The organism is Desulfobulbus oralis (assembly GCF_002952055.1).
Taxonomy (GTDB): Bacteria; Desulfobacterota; Desulfobulbia; order Desulfobulbales; family Desulfobulbaceae; genus Desulfobulbus; species Desulfobulbus oralis.
On sequence record NZ_CP021255.1, the window covers coordinates 584,644 to 598,363 of the forward strand.

Annotated in this window: 12 protein-coding genes and 3 pseudogenes; 6 read left to right on the forward strand and 9 right to left on the reverse strand. The window is 55.0% G+C overall.

Annotated elements, in window-relative coordinates:
- Window positions 1-122: 122 nt before the first annotated feature.
- From CAY53_RS02465 to CAY53_RS02480, 4 genes and pseudogenes are all read right to left on the reverse strand, one after another.
- Window positions 123-1,175 carry a uroporphyrinogen decarboxylase family protein gene (locus CAY53_RS02465; protein WP_104935784.1) on the reverse strand — a complete coding sequence of 351 codons (1,053 nt, stop codon included), beginning with the start codon at window positions 1,173-1,175 and terminating at the stop codon, window positions 123-125.
- A 297-nt stretch (window positions 1,176-1,472) separates the two neighbouring features.
- Window positions 1,473-2,912 (reverse strand): monomethylamine:corrinoid methyltransferase, encoded by a 1,440-nt coding sequence (locus tag CAY53_RS02470; protein ID WP_104935785.1) that lies wholly within the window; start codon window positions 2,910-2,912, stop codon window positions 1,473-1,475.
- A gap of 70 nt (window positions 2,913-2,982) precedes the next feature.
- Window positions 2,983-3,621 (reverse strand): cobalamin B12-binding domain-containing protein, encoded by a 639-nt coding sequence (locus tag CAY53_RS02475; protein WP_245874853.1) that lies wholly within the window; start codon window positions 3,619-3,621, stop codon window positions 2,983-2,985.
- A 266-nt stretch (window positions 3,622-3,887) separates the two neighbouring features.
- Window positions 3,888-4,178: pseudogene (locus tag CAY53_RS02480) on the reverse strand (transposase); the annotation flags it as partial.
- 82 nt (window positions 4,179-4,260) lie between these two features.
- Between CAY53_RS02480 and CAY53_RS02485 the strand changes: the two are divergent.
- A complete protein-coding gene (locus tag CAY53_RS02485) occupies window positions 4,261-5,622 on the forward strand; it encodes a transposase (protein ID WP_219842709.1) in 1,362 nt (453 codons plus the stop codon).
- Window positions 5,623-5,671: 49 nt separating this feature from the next.
- Here the strand turns inward: CAY53_RS02485 and CAY53_RS02490 are convergent.
- Window positions 5,672-6,156, reverse strand: a pseudogene (locus tag CAY53_RS02490) (IS5 family transposase); the annotation flags it as partial.
- A gap of 132 nt (window positions 6,157-6,288) precedes the next feature.
- Between CAY53_RS02490 and CAY53_RS02495 the strand changes: the two are divergent.
- A protein-coding gene (locus CAY53_RS02495; RefSeq protein WP_219842626.1) for an IS5 family transposase occupies window positions 6,289-7,049 on the forward strand; the annotation gives its coding sequence in 2 pieces (ribosomal slippage) (window positions 6,289-6,646 and window positions 6,646-7,049; 762 coding nt in all).
- A gap of 352 nt (window positions 7,050-7,401) precedes the next feature.
- On the opposite strand, the gene CAY53_RS02500 is transcribed toward CAY53_RS02495, so the two are convergent.
- Window positions 7,402-7,659 carry a FeoA family protein gene (locus CAY53_RS02500; RefSeq protein WP_104935790.1) on the reverse strand — a complete coding sequence of 86 codons (258 nt, stop codon included), beginning with the start codon at window positions 7,657-7,659 and terminating at the stop codon, window positions 7,402-7,404.
- A 390-nt stretch (window positions 7,660-8,049) separates the two neighbouring features.
- Complete coding sequence (locus tag CAY53_RS02505) at window positions 8,050-8,433, reverse strand: winged helix-turn-helix transcriptional regulator (protein ID WP_017866561.1); 384 nt, start codon at window positions 8,431-8,433, stop codon at window positions 8,050-8,052.
- A gap of 170 nt (window positions 8,434-8,603) precedes the next feature.
- Here CAY53_RS02505 and CAY53_RS02510 point away from each other — a divergent pair, with 170 nt between their 5' ends.
- The 4 genes and pseudogenes from CAY53_RS02510 to CAY53_RS02525 all read left to right on the forward strand — a co-directional run.
- Window positions 8,604-9,125, forward strand: a complete 522-nt coding sequence (locus tag CAY53_RS02510) for a flavodoxin family protein (RefSeq protein WP_104935791.1) — start codon at window positions 8,604-8,606, stop codon at window positions 9,123-9,125.
- 251 nt (window positions 9,126-9,376) lie between these two features.
- Window positions 9,377-10,813, forward strand: coding sequence for a sigma-54 interaction domain-containing protein (locus CAY53_RS02515; RefSeq protein WP_104935792.1), 1,437 nt, complete (start codon window positions 9,377-9,379; stop codon window positions 10,811-10,813).
- A 235-nt stretch (window positions 10,814-11,048) separates the two neighbouring features.
- Entirely contained in the window at window positions 11,049-11,843 is a 795-nt protein-coding gene (locus CAY53_RS02520) for a protein-ADP-ribose hydrolase (protein WP_104937402.1), read from the forward strand.
- Window position 11,844: 1 nt separating this feature from the next.
- A pseudogene (locus CAY53_RS02525) lies at window positions 11,845-12,417 on the forward strand (SIR2 family NAD-dependent protein deacylase); the annotation flags it as partial.
- Window positions 12,418-12,694: 277 nt separating this feature from the next.
- Here CAY53_RS02525 and CAY53_RS02530 read toward each other — a convergent pair.
- Both CAY53_RS02530 and CAY53_RS02535 read right to left on the reverse strand, forming a co-directional pair.
- Window positions 12,695-13,282: an IS630 family transposase gene (locus CAY53_RS02530; RefSeq protein WP_104935552.1), complete on the reverse strand. Its 588-nt coding sequence runs from the start codon at window positions 13,280-13,282 to the stop codon at window positions 12,695-12,697.
- 14 nt (window positions 13,283-13,296) lie between these two features.
- Entirely contained in the window at window positions 13,297-13,638 is a 342-nt protein-coding gene (locus CAY53_RS02535) for a helix-turn-helix domain-containing protein (protein ID WP_104935551.1), read from the reverse strand.
- Window positions 13,639-13,720 lie beyond the last annotated feature (82 nt).

The window sequence follows — 13,720 nt, forward strand, 5'->3', positions numbered from 1 at the left end:
GGAACCTGAAATATAGTTTTTCAACGGGCTGCTAAGTCTTTTTTGCGTTTCCTACCGGCATTCCGTCAAAAAATAACCCATCGCCTCGCAAAATCAGCGAAGACAATGGGCTGTTCGTTTTTTTATGCCTGCGCAGCGTGGTCGCAGGAGGCCCGGTACATGGCCTGTATGTTTTCGGTTGGCGTCATACCGCCCAGATCGCAGCCCGGCATCATGATATAGCCGCCCTGCAAACCGGCGATCCTGGCGTTGGCCATAGCCGCCTTGTACACGTCTTCAGGCCTGCCCATGCGCAGGACCTCGATCGGGTGGATGTTGCCCATCATGGTCAGAGTGGGGCCGGCCTGTTCCAGGGAATCCTTCAGTTCGACCGGGGCGTCCACGGAATACCCGTCAAAGCCCAGATCACGGATCATGGGGATCCGCATCCCCGCCTTGCCGCAGATGTGCACCATGGTACGGTCATGGCCCTTGAACTGGCTCTTCATCCGTTGCAGGGAGGGAACCACCAACTGATCGAACATCCTGGGGCTGATCATGTCGCCGGAGGTGCAGGGATCACAGGTCTGCACGATGTCCGCCCCGTTTTCGCAGTACATGTTGCCCAGTTCGGCGTAGAAGTCGGCCAGATAGTCCAAAAGCGGCTTGATGTACGGACTCTTTTTGGCGCAAAGGATCATGAATGCCTTCACATCCACCATCATGCTTGCGCCCGAGAAGGGCCCCTGCATCTGGCCACAGACATATTTGCTTTCGCCCACGGCCTTTTTGAGCCGCCTTGTCTGCTCCATTATCTTCTGGATAATTTCGCTTTCTTCCAGACAGGCACGAATTTTTGTGTGATCCAGTGCGGCAACGTATTTTTCCAGATCGGTGATGCAGGGTTTGGTTTCAATGGGCGCACCCACATCGGTGTTCTTTATGGGGCATCCCAGAGCTTCCAGAACACCGGTCCAGCAGCCCAGACCAGAGGTCACGGAATCGCTGTGTATTTCCTCGTAGATGCTGACAATCAGGTCAACGCCCAGGTCGCCGAGTTCCCGCATTTGCTTGAAAGACAGCTTTTCCCGGTCGATGAGCCAGGATTCGCCCAGGAGGATCATCACGGGAATGCGATCCACGGGTTGATGCGCAAAAGCGGCCTGAACCCGTTGTTTAGAGGTCATAGCAGGCATACACGTTCTCCTTATGGTGCATAATCATGAGAGCATGCTTCTTGTTCCCTTTTGCGGGAGGTATACTCCGAAGGTCATCCAGGTGCATTTGAATACCTTTGTTTCATGGACAGGTTTGCTCGCATTTTCCTGCAGTGAAGCAAAAAGATCATGTCAGCCGTTCGGAAGATCTCAATGCAAAAGGGCAAGAAGCAATAGGTATCGCCTATCGGAAAAAAGCCCATTGCCTCGCCAATTCAGCGAAGACAGTGGGCTTACTGAAACAAGACCGCTTACTGTAGCATCGCTACAGCCTGATTAATCGGTGACATAGTAGTCAGACATATCCAGGCCCATCCTGGTCAGGTCTTTCTTCGCCTGATCCGCCAGTTTGACATACCAGGGCAGCGGCTCGCCGGTCTTCATGTTGTAGCATTCGCGGAAATCGCCGCCCAGCTTGTGCGCTGTATGGTCGTCAATGGTCGGCTGATACCTGGCCTGCAACTGGCAGACGAGGTCGTTTGCCTGGACGCGGGTCAGTTTCGCCCTGGCGACAGCCTTGGCCACGTCGGCGGAGAACTTCACGCCGTAGCCGCCCTGCTGGTTGATCATGCCGCTCTGGCCGCCCGTGCCGGCGGAAACGCCATGACCCAGAGGCACCGCGCTGATTGCGCCAGCCGCATGCTCGTAGAAGTAACGGATGTCGCCCAGACCGTGGCACATCTGCCAGCCGCCGCCAACCAGCGGTTCGCAGTGGGTGTTTTTGCTCACGGCCGCGTTCTGCCAGTTGTTGCACCACAGAGCGGTTTTGCTCGTGTTGCTGAAGTACATGGCGTCTACAGACCAGGAGCCGTTGATCGGGATGTCGAACAGCAGTTTGCCCAGAATCCATTCGGCAACGCCGACCACCGCGGACTGCGCAGGACCGCCGGAGAGGCCGCCCGGATAGGAGGACATGATGCCGTAGAACGGCGCCCCGTAGGTATGCCAGACCATGGCGCGGGACAGGTGCTTGTACTCGACCTTGTTGTGGGGCAGGAACAGGCAGCAGCGATGATCGCCTTCGCTCATGCCCCAGCTCTTGTCCATGGCGGCCTGCATGGCGTGCAGGGAGATGCAGCGAATGCCGCCGTCGGAGATGCCGGGACGGCAGACCTGACGGCAGGCGTCTTTAATCTGGGCGACCATCCACAGTTCGGACATGACCTCCCAGGGAGACTCGGGGGTAATGGGCATGCCGTGCCACTCGAGCAGGTTGTTCTGGAAATGGCAGAGATCCATTTCCGGAACGCGGGCGTAGCTCATGGCGATGGGCCAGTAGCAGTCGGCATCGGCCGGGCCAAGAATGCGGCCAAGCAGGACAACCGGGTTCTTCTCGTGACCGTAATCCTCAAAGCCGCGATGGTAGCAGGTCATCTGGTCGCGACCCCTGCCAAAGGTCAGGCTGGATCCGACGTTGTCAACCACGTCCCTGATTTCCTTTTTGGAAAATTCGATGATTCTGCGGGTATCGGTGCAGAGGCAGCCCACCTCGGCGACCAGATCGACGCCGGCCTGCCACAGACGGTCCAACTGATCGTCGTCTTCCCTGGTGGCCGGAACCTGTTTCATCGGATCGTATTTGATCTCGTAGCGTTTGGTGATTTCTTTCAGCTTGGGCCAGAAGATCTTTTTGTCGAAATTGTCGACAAAGGCGATGGGGCCGGATTCAGCACGCTGCCAGAAATCGAACATTCTTCCGCGGGCGCCAACTAACATATCGCTATCCTCCGTAGTAAGGGTATGCCATTCGTAGTGGGTTGCTTGTCTTTCTTCCCATCAAACCGCGTTACTTGGTGAGATTCTGTGCCAGGGTGACCGCCCCCACCGCGTCCTTGGAATAGCCGTCAGCACCAATCTGCTCGGCCCACTGCGGGGTGGTGGAGCCACCGCCTACCATGACCTTGTACTTGTTCCGGATGCCCTTGGCCTTCAGGAATTCGATAACCTCCTTCTGGTGCGGAATGGTGGTGGACATCAGGGCGGACAGCCCAATGATGTCCGCGCCATACTCCTCGGCAGCGTCGCAAATGAACTCGCTGTCCACGTCAGCCCCCAGATTCTTCACCTGAAAACCGGCGACGGTGAGCATGGTGGCGACCAGATCCTTGCCAACAGCGTGTACGTCGCCCTTGACAGTGGCGATAACCACTTTTTTGCCAGCGCCTGCATCGCCGCCGCTGGCCTTCTTCAGTTCGGGCTCCAGAATGGCAAGCGCACCCTTGAAGGCGTCGGTAGCCAAAAGCACTTCAGGCAGGAAGACCTCCATCCTCTGGAACTGATCTCCCAACTCTTTGAGGGCATCTCCCATTGCATTGACCGCATCAAGGGCATTGACTCCTTCTTTTACACACTTTTGCGCAGCACTGACTGCTGCGTCTTCATCATACTCCAGGACTGCCTTTTTCAATTCATCAATTGTAGCCATGCGAAAACCTCCTGAAAAAAGAGTGATGGAGAAAGACCACCGGTCATGCCTTGTCAATGCAAAGGGCATGCCAGGAAGTTGCCGCATCAGTTGCAGCGGATAACCATCAAACATTCAATAATTTCAATAGACTCTTGTAGAAATGGCAAATGGCTCCCGGAGCGGCCCGAAAAGTGGCCGTTTTTGAAACACCATGATACAAATTGTTCCATGAATGAATCATCCCGATACATTGTCCCGTGACTGCCATCTAGGCTCAGGCCTCATTAATCGAGATAGAATATGACGGAAGCCGCGAGGCATAGAGCTGAAAAGAAGGTATGCGCGCAGCAGTCATAACGCATGGCTCTTCTCCGCCAGTCTTTGATCCTGCCAAACATAACCTCGATCTTGTGCCGCTGTTTATACAGATCTTGATCGTACGAGCAGGGTCTCTTCCGGCTCCGTCTGGGAGGGATGCAGGGTGTAATGCCTCTGGCGCGCAGGGCATCACGGAACCAGCCCGCGTCATAAGCACGGTCTGCCAGCAGCTCCCTGGTCTCGGGCAAAGCATCTATGGCATCCATAACAGCCCGTTGAAAAAGTCTTCAGGCAAGGCATAATGGTGCACAGGCGATCAAATTGTGTTGAGGAGGCGTCATGAGTCTTGGCCGGAGGCAGGCAGAGCAGAAGAGCATGTGGCTGATCTATGATCAGCTGCCCCAGAGTCAGGGGCATGTCTTTTACGAGCGGCTGCAGAAGCTCCTGCACCAGAAAGCATTTGACGCCTTCCTCGAAAAGCTCTGTGCGCCCTTCTACGCCGAAAAGCTCGGCCGCAGGTCCATCCCGCCTGGCCGTTATTTCCGCATGCTTTTGATCGGCTACTTCGAGGGCATCGATTCCGAGCGCGGCATCTGTTGGCGCTGTGCCGACTCCCTTTCTCTGCGCGAATTCCTCGGGCTCGGCCCCACCGAATCCGTGCCCGACCATTCCTCCCTGTGCCGCATCCGGGGGCGCCTGCCGCTTGAGGTGCATCACGAAATGTTTGTCTTCGTGCTGCGGATTTTGGAGCAAGCCAAGCTGCTCAACGGGAAATACCTGGGGATCGACGCTTCTAGCATGGAGGCCAATGCTGCCATGAAGAGCATTGTCCGTCGGGATACGGGCGAAACGTATCAGGAAATGCTTGAACGCCTGGCTGAAGAGAGCGGCATCAGGACGCCGAGCAGGGCGGAGTTGATCGCCTTTGACCGCAAGCGCCAGGGCAGCAAGACCTCCAACAAGGACTGGCAATCGAGCACCGATGAGGATGCGCGCATAGCCAAACTCAAGGATGGCCGTACGCATATGGCGTACAAGCCCGAGCATGTGGTTGACTTGGAATCCGGGGCCATTGTTTCGGCTGTGGTGCATCCTGCGGATCGGGGCGACACGACAACACTTGCCACCACACTCGAGGATGCCCAGGCCAAGCTGTGCGCGGTCAGGGACAAAGAAGACGCGCCCGGCATTGACGAGCCCTTTGCCCTGGTGGCGGACAAGGGCTATCACAGCCGGAAGGTGCTGAAGGATTTGCCGGATTCTTGCACAAGCCGGATCAGTGAAGCGGCGCACAAGGGGCGATTGCGCTGGAAAGGCGACATGGATGCCCGGGATGCGGTGTACGGGAACAGGAAGCGGATCAGTTCCAGTACGGGCAAGGCGCTGATGCGGGCGCGGGGCGAGCGGGTGGAGCGCAGTTTTGCCCACTGCCTTGAGCGGGGCGGCATGCGACGGGTGCATCTTCGCGGGCTAACCAATGTGGAGAAGCGCTACATTATCCATGTTGCGGGGTTCAATTTGGGGATTCTGTTGCGGGCCTTGTTTGGTTTTGGCACCCCCAGGGGCTGGGCCGATGCTGGAGCCGGGCTGATTTTTGTCCGAATCGGCAACCTGAACCTGCTCATATTGGTCGTTTGGCTGCCGAATACGGCTGATGCTTCGGATTGTGTCATGATGGTCATTTCGAGATGGCACAGCTGACTCGCAGGGGCACAATCGCCCTCTTTGCAAACCGGTCGGGAAAAACAAGTTTCTTCAACGGGCTGATAAGCAGGGCGGCTCCTTTGTAGTCGCTTACCTGGCCTGCCGTGAGCTTCATGGCCAGGGGCCTGCCGTGGCCGTCGCAAAGGGCATGGAGTTTGGAGTTCAGCCCGCCCTTTGTGCGGCCGATGCAGCGGGAAAGAGCCCTTTTTTGAGCAAACTGGCGGCGGTACGATGCGCCTTGAGGTGGGTCGCATCGATCATCACCTGGCCATCCTGTCCCGCTGTTTTTGCCAATTCGGTAAAAATGTTGTTGAAGATGCCCATCTGGCTCCAGCGCAAAAAACGATTGTAGAGCGTCTTGTACGGGCCATACTCGCGCGGCGCATCTTTCCACTGCAGGCCATGCTTGATGACATAAATGATGCCGCTGATGACTTTCCGGTCATCGACCCGCGGAATACCATGTGAACGTGGGAAGAAGGGCTTGATACGTTCGAGTTGTTCGGCAGAAAGGTAGAAAAGTTGGCTCATGGCGTCCTCCTTGAGCACAACTAACCAGATTTGCTGCTTTTTGGCAATTAATGAGGCCTGAGCCTAGATAGTGTCGTCAAACTATGAATAATGTGGTAACACCTCTTCATGTCATTCATAACGGGAGGGGCTATGTACGCACATCGACGACATGATATTTCTGACAGGGTTTGGGAAAACATACAGGCGCATCTCCCCGGCAAAAAGGGGAGCGTTGGTCGCCCGGCCGGAGACAACAGGCTGTTTATCAACGCGGTGTTCTGGATATTGCGGACAGGAGCGCCATGGCGCGATCTGCCTCCTGACCTTGGGGACTGGAAAAATACCCATCGCCGGTTTTGCCGTTGGCGTGACCGGGGTGTTTGGGAAAAACTCCTTGAAGTGCTCATGGTTGAGCCTGACTATGAGTGGCTGATGATTGATGCGAGCCATTGCAAAGTGCATCCCCATGCTGCCGGAGCGGTTGGCGGCAACCAGGCGATGAGCCGCACAAAAGGGGGCTCAACACCAAAATACATCTGGCCGTGGATGCGCATGGTATGCCGCTCAGAGTTGTTGTTACAGAAGGTACCAGAGCTGATTGCAAGGAAGCGTGCGCATTGATTGACGGTTTGAGTGCGGAGGCGCTTTTGGCTGACCGTGGATATGACAGCAATGAGCTTATAGACAAGGTTGTTGAGTCCGGCTGCCAGCCCGTCATCCCACCCAGAAAAAATCGCAAGGAACAGCGCGATTACGACAAAGAACTGTACCGTGTACGGCACCTGGTCGAGAACGCCTTTCTTCACCTCAAGAGATGGCGTGGCATCGCCACGCGTTATGCAAAACGAAGCCTCTCCTTCCTTGCCGCCGTGCAAATCAGATGTATCTCATTGTGGGCAGAAATAATTTGACGGCACCATCTAGGATCCAACAAACAAAAGGAGGCGCCCCCTGGCGGGAGCGCCTCCTGAAGGCTGTTCGTCTTGTTTTTCGTCTGCTCTCTGTCTGCTCTCGTCTGCCCTGCTCTTTGAAAACCCCCAAAGGGATCCATTTTGCGTACAGGGGGAACAGCCTGGCCAGTGCCCCGGATACCAGGCCTGCCGAATAAGTCCCGCTTCATCTGCCCGCGGGGGGTACAGCAAAGGTGCTTTCGGCGAAAGCGATAAAAAGTCCGGCCCCAAAGGTCCGGGCGGCATCAGCAAAAGCGCACGCCGGCTTGAGGGTCAGCGAGCGGTCGCCGACTGCATGCTTTCCCGGCTCACATCAGTCGGCCAGTTCATCCGGCATGCCAACAGAGACCTTGACGGCCTCGGCCTCCTCCCTGGTCAGCATGAATGTGCTCTCTGGCAGGCGCACAACCACGGAATCCGGCTCCGCACCGGGGCCGACAACCGTCACCGGCACAGCAGCGGCAATGCCCCTTCTGATAACGCGCTCCACCGCCTGCGGATCGCCAGTGACTTCATGAACGATAGCGGACTGGCTGTGTTGCACTTCTCTGAGAGAAACAATTTCAACCATGTATTACTCCTCGATCTGTATCCCACGGCGCCCAGGCAGACCAGAGTGGCGGCCGGCAATCGTATGCTCGCAGGCGATTCGCCTTGTGCCAAGGGCGGTACTCAGGGCCTATTTCCAGTTTTTCGTCCACAGACCGCGCCTGCTGCTGCAGGCGCGCATGGACACCACATGCTTCCGCCATCGCCATCTCCTCCTGTGGTGAGAGACGGGGCTTCCCCGTGAAAAACGGAAACCGCCTTGTCCGATACCAGGTCTTCCAGCCGTGACCCGGATGCACGCCAACCGCAGGCAAGGTGCTCGTGCAGCCGCTTCGTGGTTTATTTTCCCTTGCGAAAATCGGGCCAGGAAACGGACAGGCTGCGGCGCTTCCCTGCCTGTGACCGTAGGCATTCATTCGTCCGGGGTAGTGTCGCTCCTGGCCCTGGAGGGATTTTGCAGGCCCCAGCGCGCCAACTGAAACAAAATCGGAATCAGTTGGCGGCCCTTCTCTTCAATGGTGTATTCGACCCGCAAAGGCATTTCCATGTATTGCCTCCGACGAATCAGGCCGTCGCGCTCCAGTGCTTTCAGCGAGCTGGCCAGCATGGTGTTGGTAATGCCCTGCACCTTGCCCCGGAGCGCGTTGTAGCGCACCTTGCCGTCCTGGCTGAGCGCACACAAGATCGGTATCTTCCATTTGCCGCCGATGAGAGACAGCGCATTTTGCAAGGGACAAAAATCGTTGCACGGGCACTTTGACGGGCATCCCAGTCCGTTTTCCTGCGTTTCGCTCATATCTTCCTGACCTGCTCATAAAATTCTGCGTTCTTGCGCGATGGCCGTTGCCGAGTATATGCTCTTACCAGGTAAGAAAAACGGAGTAAAGGATTTCCAGCGCATGCCGCACTGGAATGAACCGGTCCTGCCGGAAAGCCCGGCGGGACACAACAGCACAGGAGGGCAGTATGAACATTCTGGTATTGAACGGCAGCCCGCATCCGGATGGCAATACGAGCGCCATGGCGCAGGCCTTTGCAGAAGGCGCCAAAGAAGCCGGCAACGGCGTGACCGTGCTCAAGATCGGCACCAAAAAGATAGCCGCGTGTCAGGCCTGCGAGTTCTGCCACACCAGGGGCAACGGCGAGTGCGTGCAGCAAGACGACATGCAGGAGGTGTATCCGGCGCTGAAAGAGGCGGAGATGCTCGTTCTGGCCTCGCCTGTTCATTACTTTGGCATGAGCGGGCAGATGCAGTGCGCCATTTCGCGCATCTATGCCCTCAAGGCGCCGCCGAAAATGAAAAAGGTTGCGCTGTTGCTCAGCTCCAGCTCGCCTGGCGTGTACGGCGCCGCCACCCAGCAGTACAGAGACGCGTTCGTCAACTTCATGAAGGGACAGGACATGGGGATTATCACGGCGAACGGGGCGGAAAACAAATCCGCCGCCAAACTGGCCGAGTGCAGGCATTTCGGCCAAAATCTCAAGTAACCGGTGACAGGGCCGCATGTAAAAAGGGCAGCGCCATACTGCCCTTTTTGCGTTCACGCGGCCCTCCGGCGGAGTGTCGGTGCAACAGGTTGTATTCGTCGCAATCCGGCCCCTAAAAAATGTCTGGCGGCGACAGCCTGGGTTAAATTCCGCCGCACGCAGGCGGAATCCTCTTCCGCGTTTGACACCAATCCGGGGACAACGTATGGTAAAACGGCATAAAGTTTTCCCCGTGTTAACGAGAGAATCGTATGGAGCATGCAGGCAATCAGCTCTTTGCCTCCCTGGAAGAACTGGCGGACAGCCGCTATACGGAAATTTTTGAGCTTTTGCATACGGGCATCGCGCTCCTCTCCGACCAGGGCGTTTTTCTCTATGCCAACCGCGCTTTTATGGAACTGTTCGGCTTTGCAGAAGACATCCGCGGGCATCACGTCTCCCAACTGTTCCTGACCTCGGAGCAGGGGGTCATGGAGGCGATCCGCACCAGGGAAATGACCGTCTGCTCCAGCATAACCGCCAATAATTCGCAGGGCGTTTCCTTCCGTTATCCGCTTCTGGATGCCGAGGGCGATCTGCTTGGCATTATCATCGAAGCCGTTCCCACCAATATCGACAGGGACAAACTGGGCAATCTTTTAAGCACCATCAAAAATCTTGAAGAAAAGGCGAATTACCTTGAGCACAAGCTCCTGAAAAAAAGCGGCATGCTCTACTCCTTTGACAGCATCGTGGGCGAGAGCGCCGTCATGCTGGAGATGAAGAGGCTGGGCCGCCGTTTTGCCAAAAATACGGAACCTGTCCTGCTGTCCGGTGAAAGCGGCACGGGCAAGGAATTGGCCGCGCAGGCCCTGCACATGGCCAGCCCCCGTTCCACCGGCCCCTTTGTCGCGGTGAATTGCGCCGCTCTGCCGCACGAGCTCGTGGAGTCGGAACTGTTCGGTTATGCGGGCGGCGCCTTCACGGGCGCGAAGAGTTCGGGCATGAAGGGGAAGTTTGAGCTGGCGGACACGGGCACCATTTTTCTCGATGAAATCGCTGAATTGCCCCTGACCGTACAGGCCAAGCTCCTGCGCGTGCTGGAAAGCGGCGAAATTCAGAAGATAGGCCAGTCGGGCACCTTGCACATGGATTTCCGCCTGATCGCGGCCACGAACCGGAACCTGCTCAGTCTGGTGGACGAGGGCGTCTTTCGCGAAGACCTCTATCACCGCCTGAACATTCTGGAGCTGACGATCCCGCCTCTGCGCGAGCGTACGAGCGACATTCCGCTTCTGGTCAGATATTTTGTCGAGGCGACCATGGGAGCCAGGGCTGCGCAGGAGATCAGCATTTCGAACGAGGTGTACCGCCTGTTCAGTTGCTATCCGTGGCGGGGCAATGTGCGGGAATTGCGCAACGTGCTGACCTCGGCCCTGTACAGCATGGAGGCGGACGAAAAGGTCGTATCGGCGCAGCATTTGCCGGGGCGCTTTTTCAAAGACATGGCAGATGCTCCCGAGGAACGGGAGGCGGGCTGGAGCGGGCAGAAACTCTCCCAGGCCAGTGCCCAGGCCGAACGCAAGGCAGTCTTGTCCGCCCTGGCGAGCGCCAAAAACAACAAGAGCAAGGCGGCCAAACTGCTGGGTATTTCGCGCAACAACCTGTACAAGAAATTGCGGGTGCTGGGCCTGAGGCCCAACGAGTAGGTGCAGCAGCAAGGAAAGAGAGACGTCGCTTTCATAAGGTGTGGCGATGTCGCGCCATCTCTTGAGCTGAAAAAAGGCGCTCTCGATCAGGCGTCGTGCACGGCATGGCATTCCCTTGAATAAATATTGATCCATCCTGACATGTAAATATCTGAAAGCACAAATAAGGCGTTTTTCGATGTGATCTCTGTATGAGCTGTGCATGGCCCCAGATGGAAAGAGAGATAAATACAGTATGAAGCAGGAAGAAAGGCTTGATTTTCTCGTAGAACGATTCAAAGCGGACTCGGATCCATATCAGGATGTGGAAATACCGAAAGATACTGTGGGAAAGCAGCGTCTTCTCCGTTCGCTCATGAATATCCGTATGCCGATGGCGGTTCGGGAGGATGTCTTGCAAGTTCAGGATGAATATTTGGCTGAGCGTGCGGCAGCAAGGGGTATTGTTCAGCCTTCAGATATTCCTGTCATAAGAAATGGTATATCCGTATGGCAGGGCGACATCACAAGACTTGCCGTTGATGCCATCGTGAATGCTGCCAACGCACAGATGCTGGGCTGCTTTGTACCGATGCATAACTGCATTGACAACTGCATACATACCTTTGCCGGAGTCCAATTGAGAGCCGAGTGCGATAGGCAGATGAAGGAACTGCGTATCTGTTATGGAAAAGATTATGAACAGCCAACAGCGGTTCCTATGCTGACAGATGCCTATAATCTTCCGGCAAAGAAGGTGATCCACATCGTGGGACCGATAGTTCAAGGCAAAGTGACTCCGAATCTGGAAAAAGACCTCGCTGACTGTTACCGGAACACTCTGGATATGTGTGTAGACAATACCTTAACGAGCGTGGCTTTTTGCTGTATCTCCACAGGGGTTTTCCGTTTCCCGAACAAAAGAGCTGCCGAGATTGCTGTTCATACCGTGAATTCATGGATGAATAAACATGAAGGAATGATGAAAAAGGTGATCTTTAATGTTTTTAAAGACGATGACAGAAGAATATACGAAGAAATTCTATCGTGATATGCCAAACGGCTACCAGGAAAGCATCCAAAAGGGACTACTTGCTGTCAGGAATTTCAGCCGGCATATGTCATATGACAAAGGTACAGAGAAGGAAAACATTCGCCGTCTGGCTGATGAAATAGAGACTGCCGATATGATTCTGATCGGTGCTGGATCAGGACTTTCCACCTCTGCCGATTTTACTTACAGCGGCGAGCGATTTGAACGGTATTTTTTTGATTTTATAGAGAAATATGGCATCAGTGATATCTATTCCGGCGGATTTTATCCCTTCCCTGATAAGGAAATATACTGGGCATGGTGGGCAAGGAATATTTATTATAATCGTTACATCAAGCCTTCAAGACCGGTTTATACCGATTTGCTGCATCTTGTTGAGGATAAGGACTATTTTGTGATCACCACGAATGTTGATCATATGTTTCAGATTACGGGATTTGATAAGAAACGGCTATTTTATACACAGGGTGATTACGGTCTGTTCCAGAGTGTGAATGCTGAAAATTTCAAGACCTACGACAATCAGGAATGGACTATGAAGGCTATGGAGTCGCAGGGCTTTGTGAAAGATGCGGGTGCGAGTATTAGGTAGCCAAATCTCATCTCCTTTTTCATCCGCCTTCGTTAATCTGGTAGAGGGTGAAGCGATGTTCTTGCATCATATGTTACAGTCTCCCGATTGCCACAGCTTTTTATATCCTGTTATTGGACTTTTCTGCCCTTGTTTTTGCCCATACAAGCTGCTTGGATCTCATTGAAACAGCGTAACCTTCAATCAGGGAATTCGGTGGCAGATTGCAAAAAGATCATTTGTTTTCAATAGGTTCAGATGCTTGCATTAGAGCGTTTTAACTTTGAAAATTACTATACCCACATGAAGCGAACCAGCCTTTGGCATCGCTTGCGGTGACCTTGTCCAGGGCCTGGCCAATGGCGGTAAAAAGCTCGTCTGTGTTCCATGCTTTGAAGCCTCGCAAAAGCTGTTTCACCTTGCTCCACATCTTTTCTATCGGGTTCAAATCCGGGCTGTACGCAGGCAGGAAAAGCACTCGTGCTCCGCGCGCTGCAATCGCCTGCTGCGCTGTCGGAGATTTATGCGCACGCAAATTGTCCATCACAACCACATCACCCTCTTTCAGCGCAGGCGCAAGACTCTCCTTTACGTATGCTTCAAAGGTGCGCCTGTCCAACGCGCCAGCAAACACCAGACATTCCGTGGTGCCATCAAGGCGAATGGAGGACAGCATGGTCACCGTTTTCCAGCGACCATCCGGCGCATGGTCGAAGCACCGCTCGCCCAGAGGCGCACGACCGTACAGGCGCGTCATATTCGTTTTTGCGCCGCTTTCGTCCAGAAACACCAGATGCTCGCACGGCGTTTCATCCTGCACCCTGCGCCACTCTTCACGGGCCTGGACAATGTCTGCCCGTTCCACCTGTTCACTGGCCTTTAACGTCTTTTTTTAAACGTGAGCCCCAGTCTGGCCAGCGTATTGGACACCGTGGGCAGAGAACAGTTTTTGCCAAAATGCGTCCTGATTTCTTCAAGGGTCATATCGGGCTGTTTCCGCACAAGCTCCCGTAACTGCTGTTGCTCCCCGGCTGTGAACGCCGGCGCTCTGTGGCCTCGCGGCAACGACGTGATCCGGCCTTCCTTTTTGAAGGTCCGCATCCAGTTACCAATGGTGGTCGTGGTGTAGCCAAACATTTTGGCCACTTCTTCCCGCGTGAACTCCCCTGACTGATACACTGCCACCGCACGCTGGCGAAAATCTTTACCGGCTATTTTCATAAGCTCTGTGCCGTTGAAATAATATGGTAAAAGTCATTGTTAAAATGCTCTAAATCCCTATAAGCGCTGGTGCATGCCTGAG

Excerpts from the sequence above, each read along its gene's own strand:
- CAY53_RS02505 (WP_017866561.1), bottom strand. The coding sequence starts at position 8,433 with ATGAGCGAAACGCAGGAAAACGGACTGGGATGCCCGTCAAAGTGCCCG.
- CAY53_RS02500 (WP_104935790.1), bottom strand. The coding sequence starts at position 7,659 with ATGGTTGAAATTGTTTCTCTCAGAGAAGTGCAACACAGCCAGTCCGCT.
- CAY53_RS02465 (WP_104935784.1), bottom strand. The coding sequence starts at position 1,175 with ATGCCTGCTATGACCTCTAAACAACGGGTTCAGGCCGCTTTTGCGCAT.
- CAY53_RS02520 (WP_104937402.1), top strand. The coding sequence starts at position 11,049 with ATGAAGCAGGAAGAAAGGCTTGATTTTCTCGTAGAACGATTCAAAGCG.
- CAY53_RS02485 (WP_219842709.1), top strand. The coding sequence starts at position 4,261 with ATGAGTCTTGGCCGGAGGCAGGCAGAGCAGAAGAGCATGTGGCTGATC.
- CAY53_RS02470 (WP_104935785.1), bottom strand. The coding sequence starts at position 2,912 with ATGTTAGTTGGCGCCCGCGGAAGAATGTTCGATTTCTGGCAGCGTGCT.
- CAY53_RS02535 (WP_104935551.1), bottom strand. The coding sequence starts at position 13,638 with ATGAAAATAGCCGGTAAAGATTTTCGCCAGCGTGCGGTGGCAGTGTAT.
- CAY53_RS02510 (WP_104935791.1), top strand. The coding sequence starts at position 8,604 with ATGAACATTCTGGTATTGAACGGCAGCCCGCATCCGGATGGCAATACG.
- CAY53_RS02515 (WP_104935792.1), top strand. The coding sequence starts at position 9,377 with ATGGAGCATGCAGGCAATCAGCTCTTTGCCTCCCTGGAAGAACTGGCG.
- CAY53_RS02475 (WP_245874853.1), bottom strand. The coding sequence starts at position 3,621 with ATGGCTACAATTGATGAATTGAAAAAGGCAGTCCTGGAGTATGATGAA.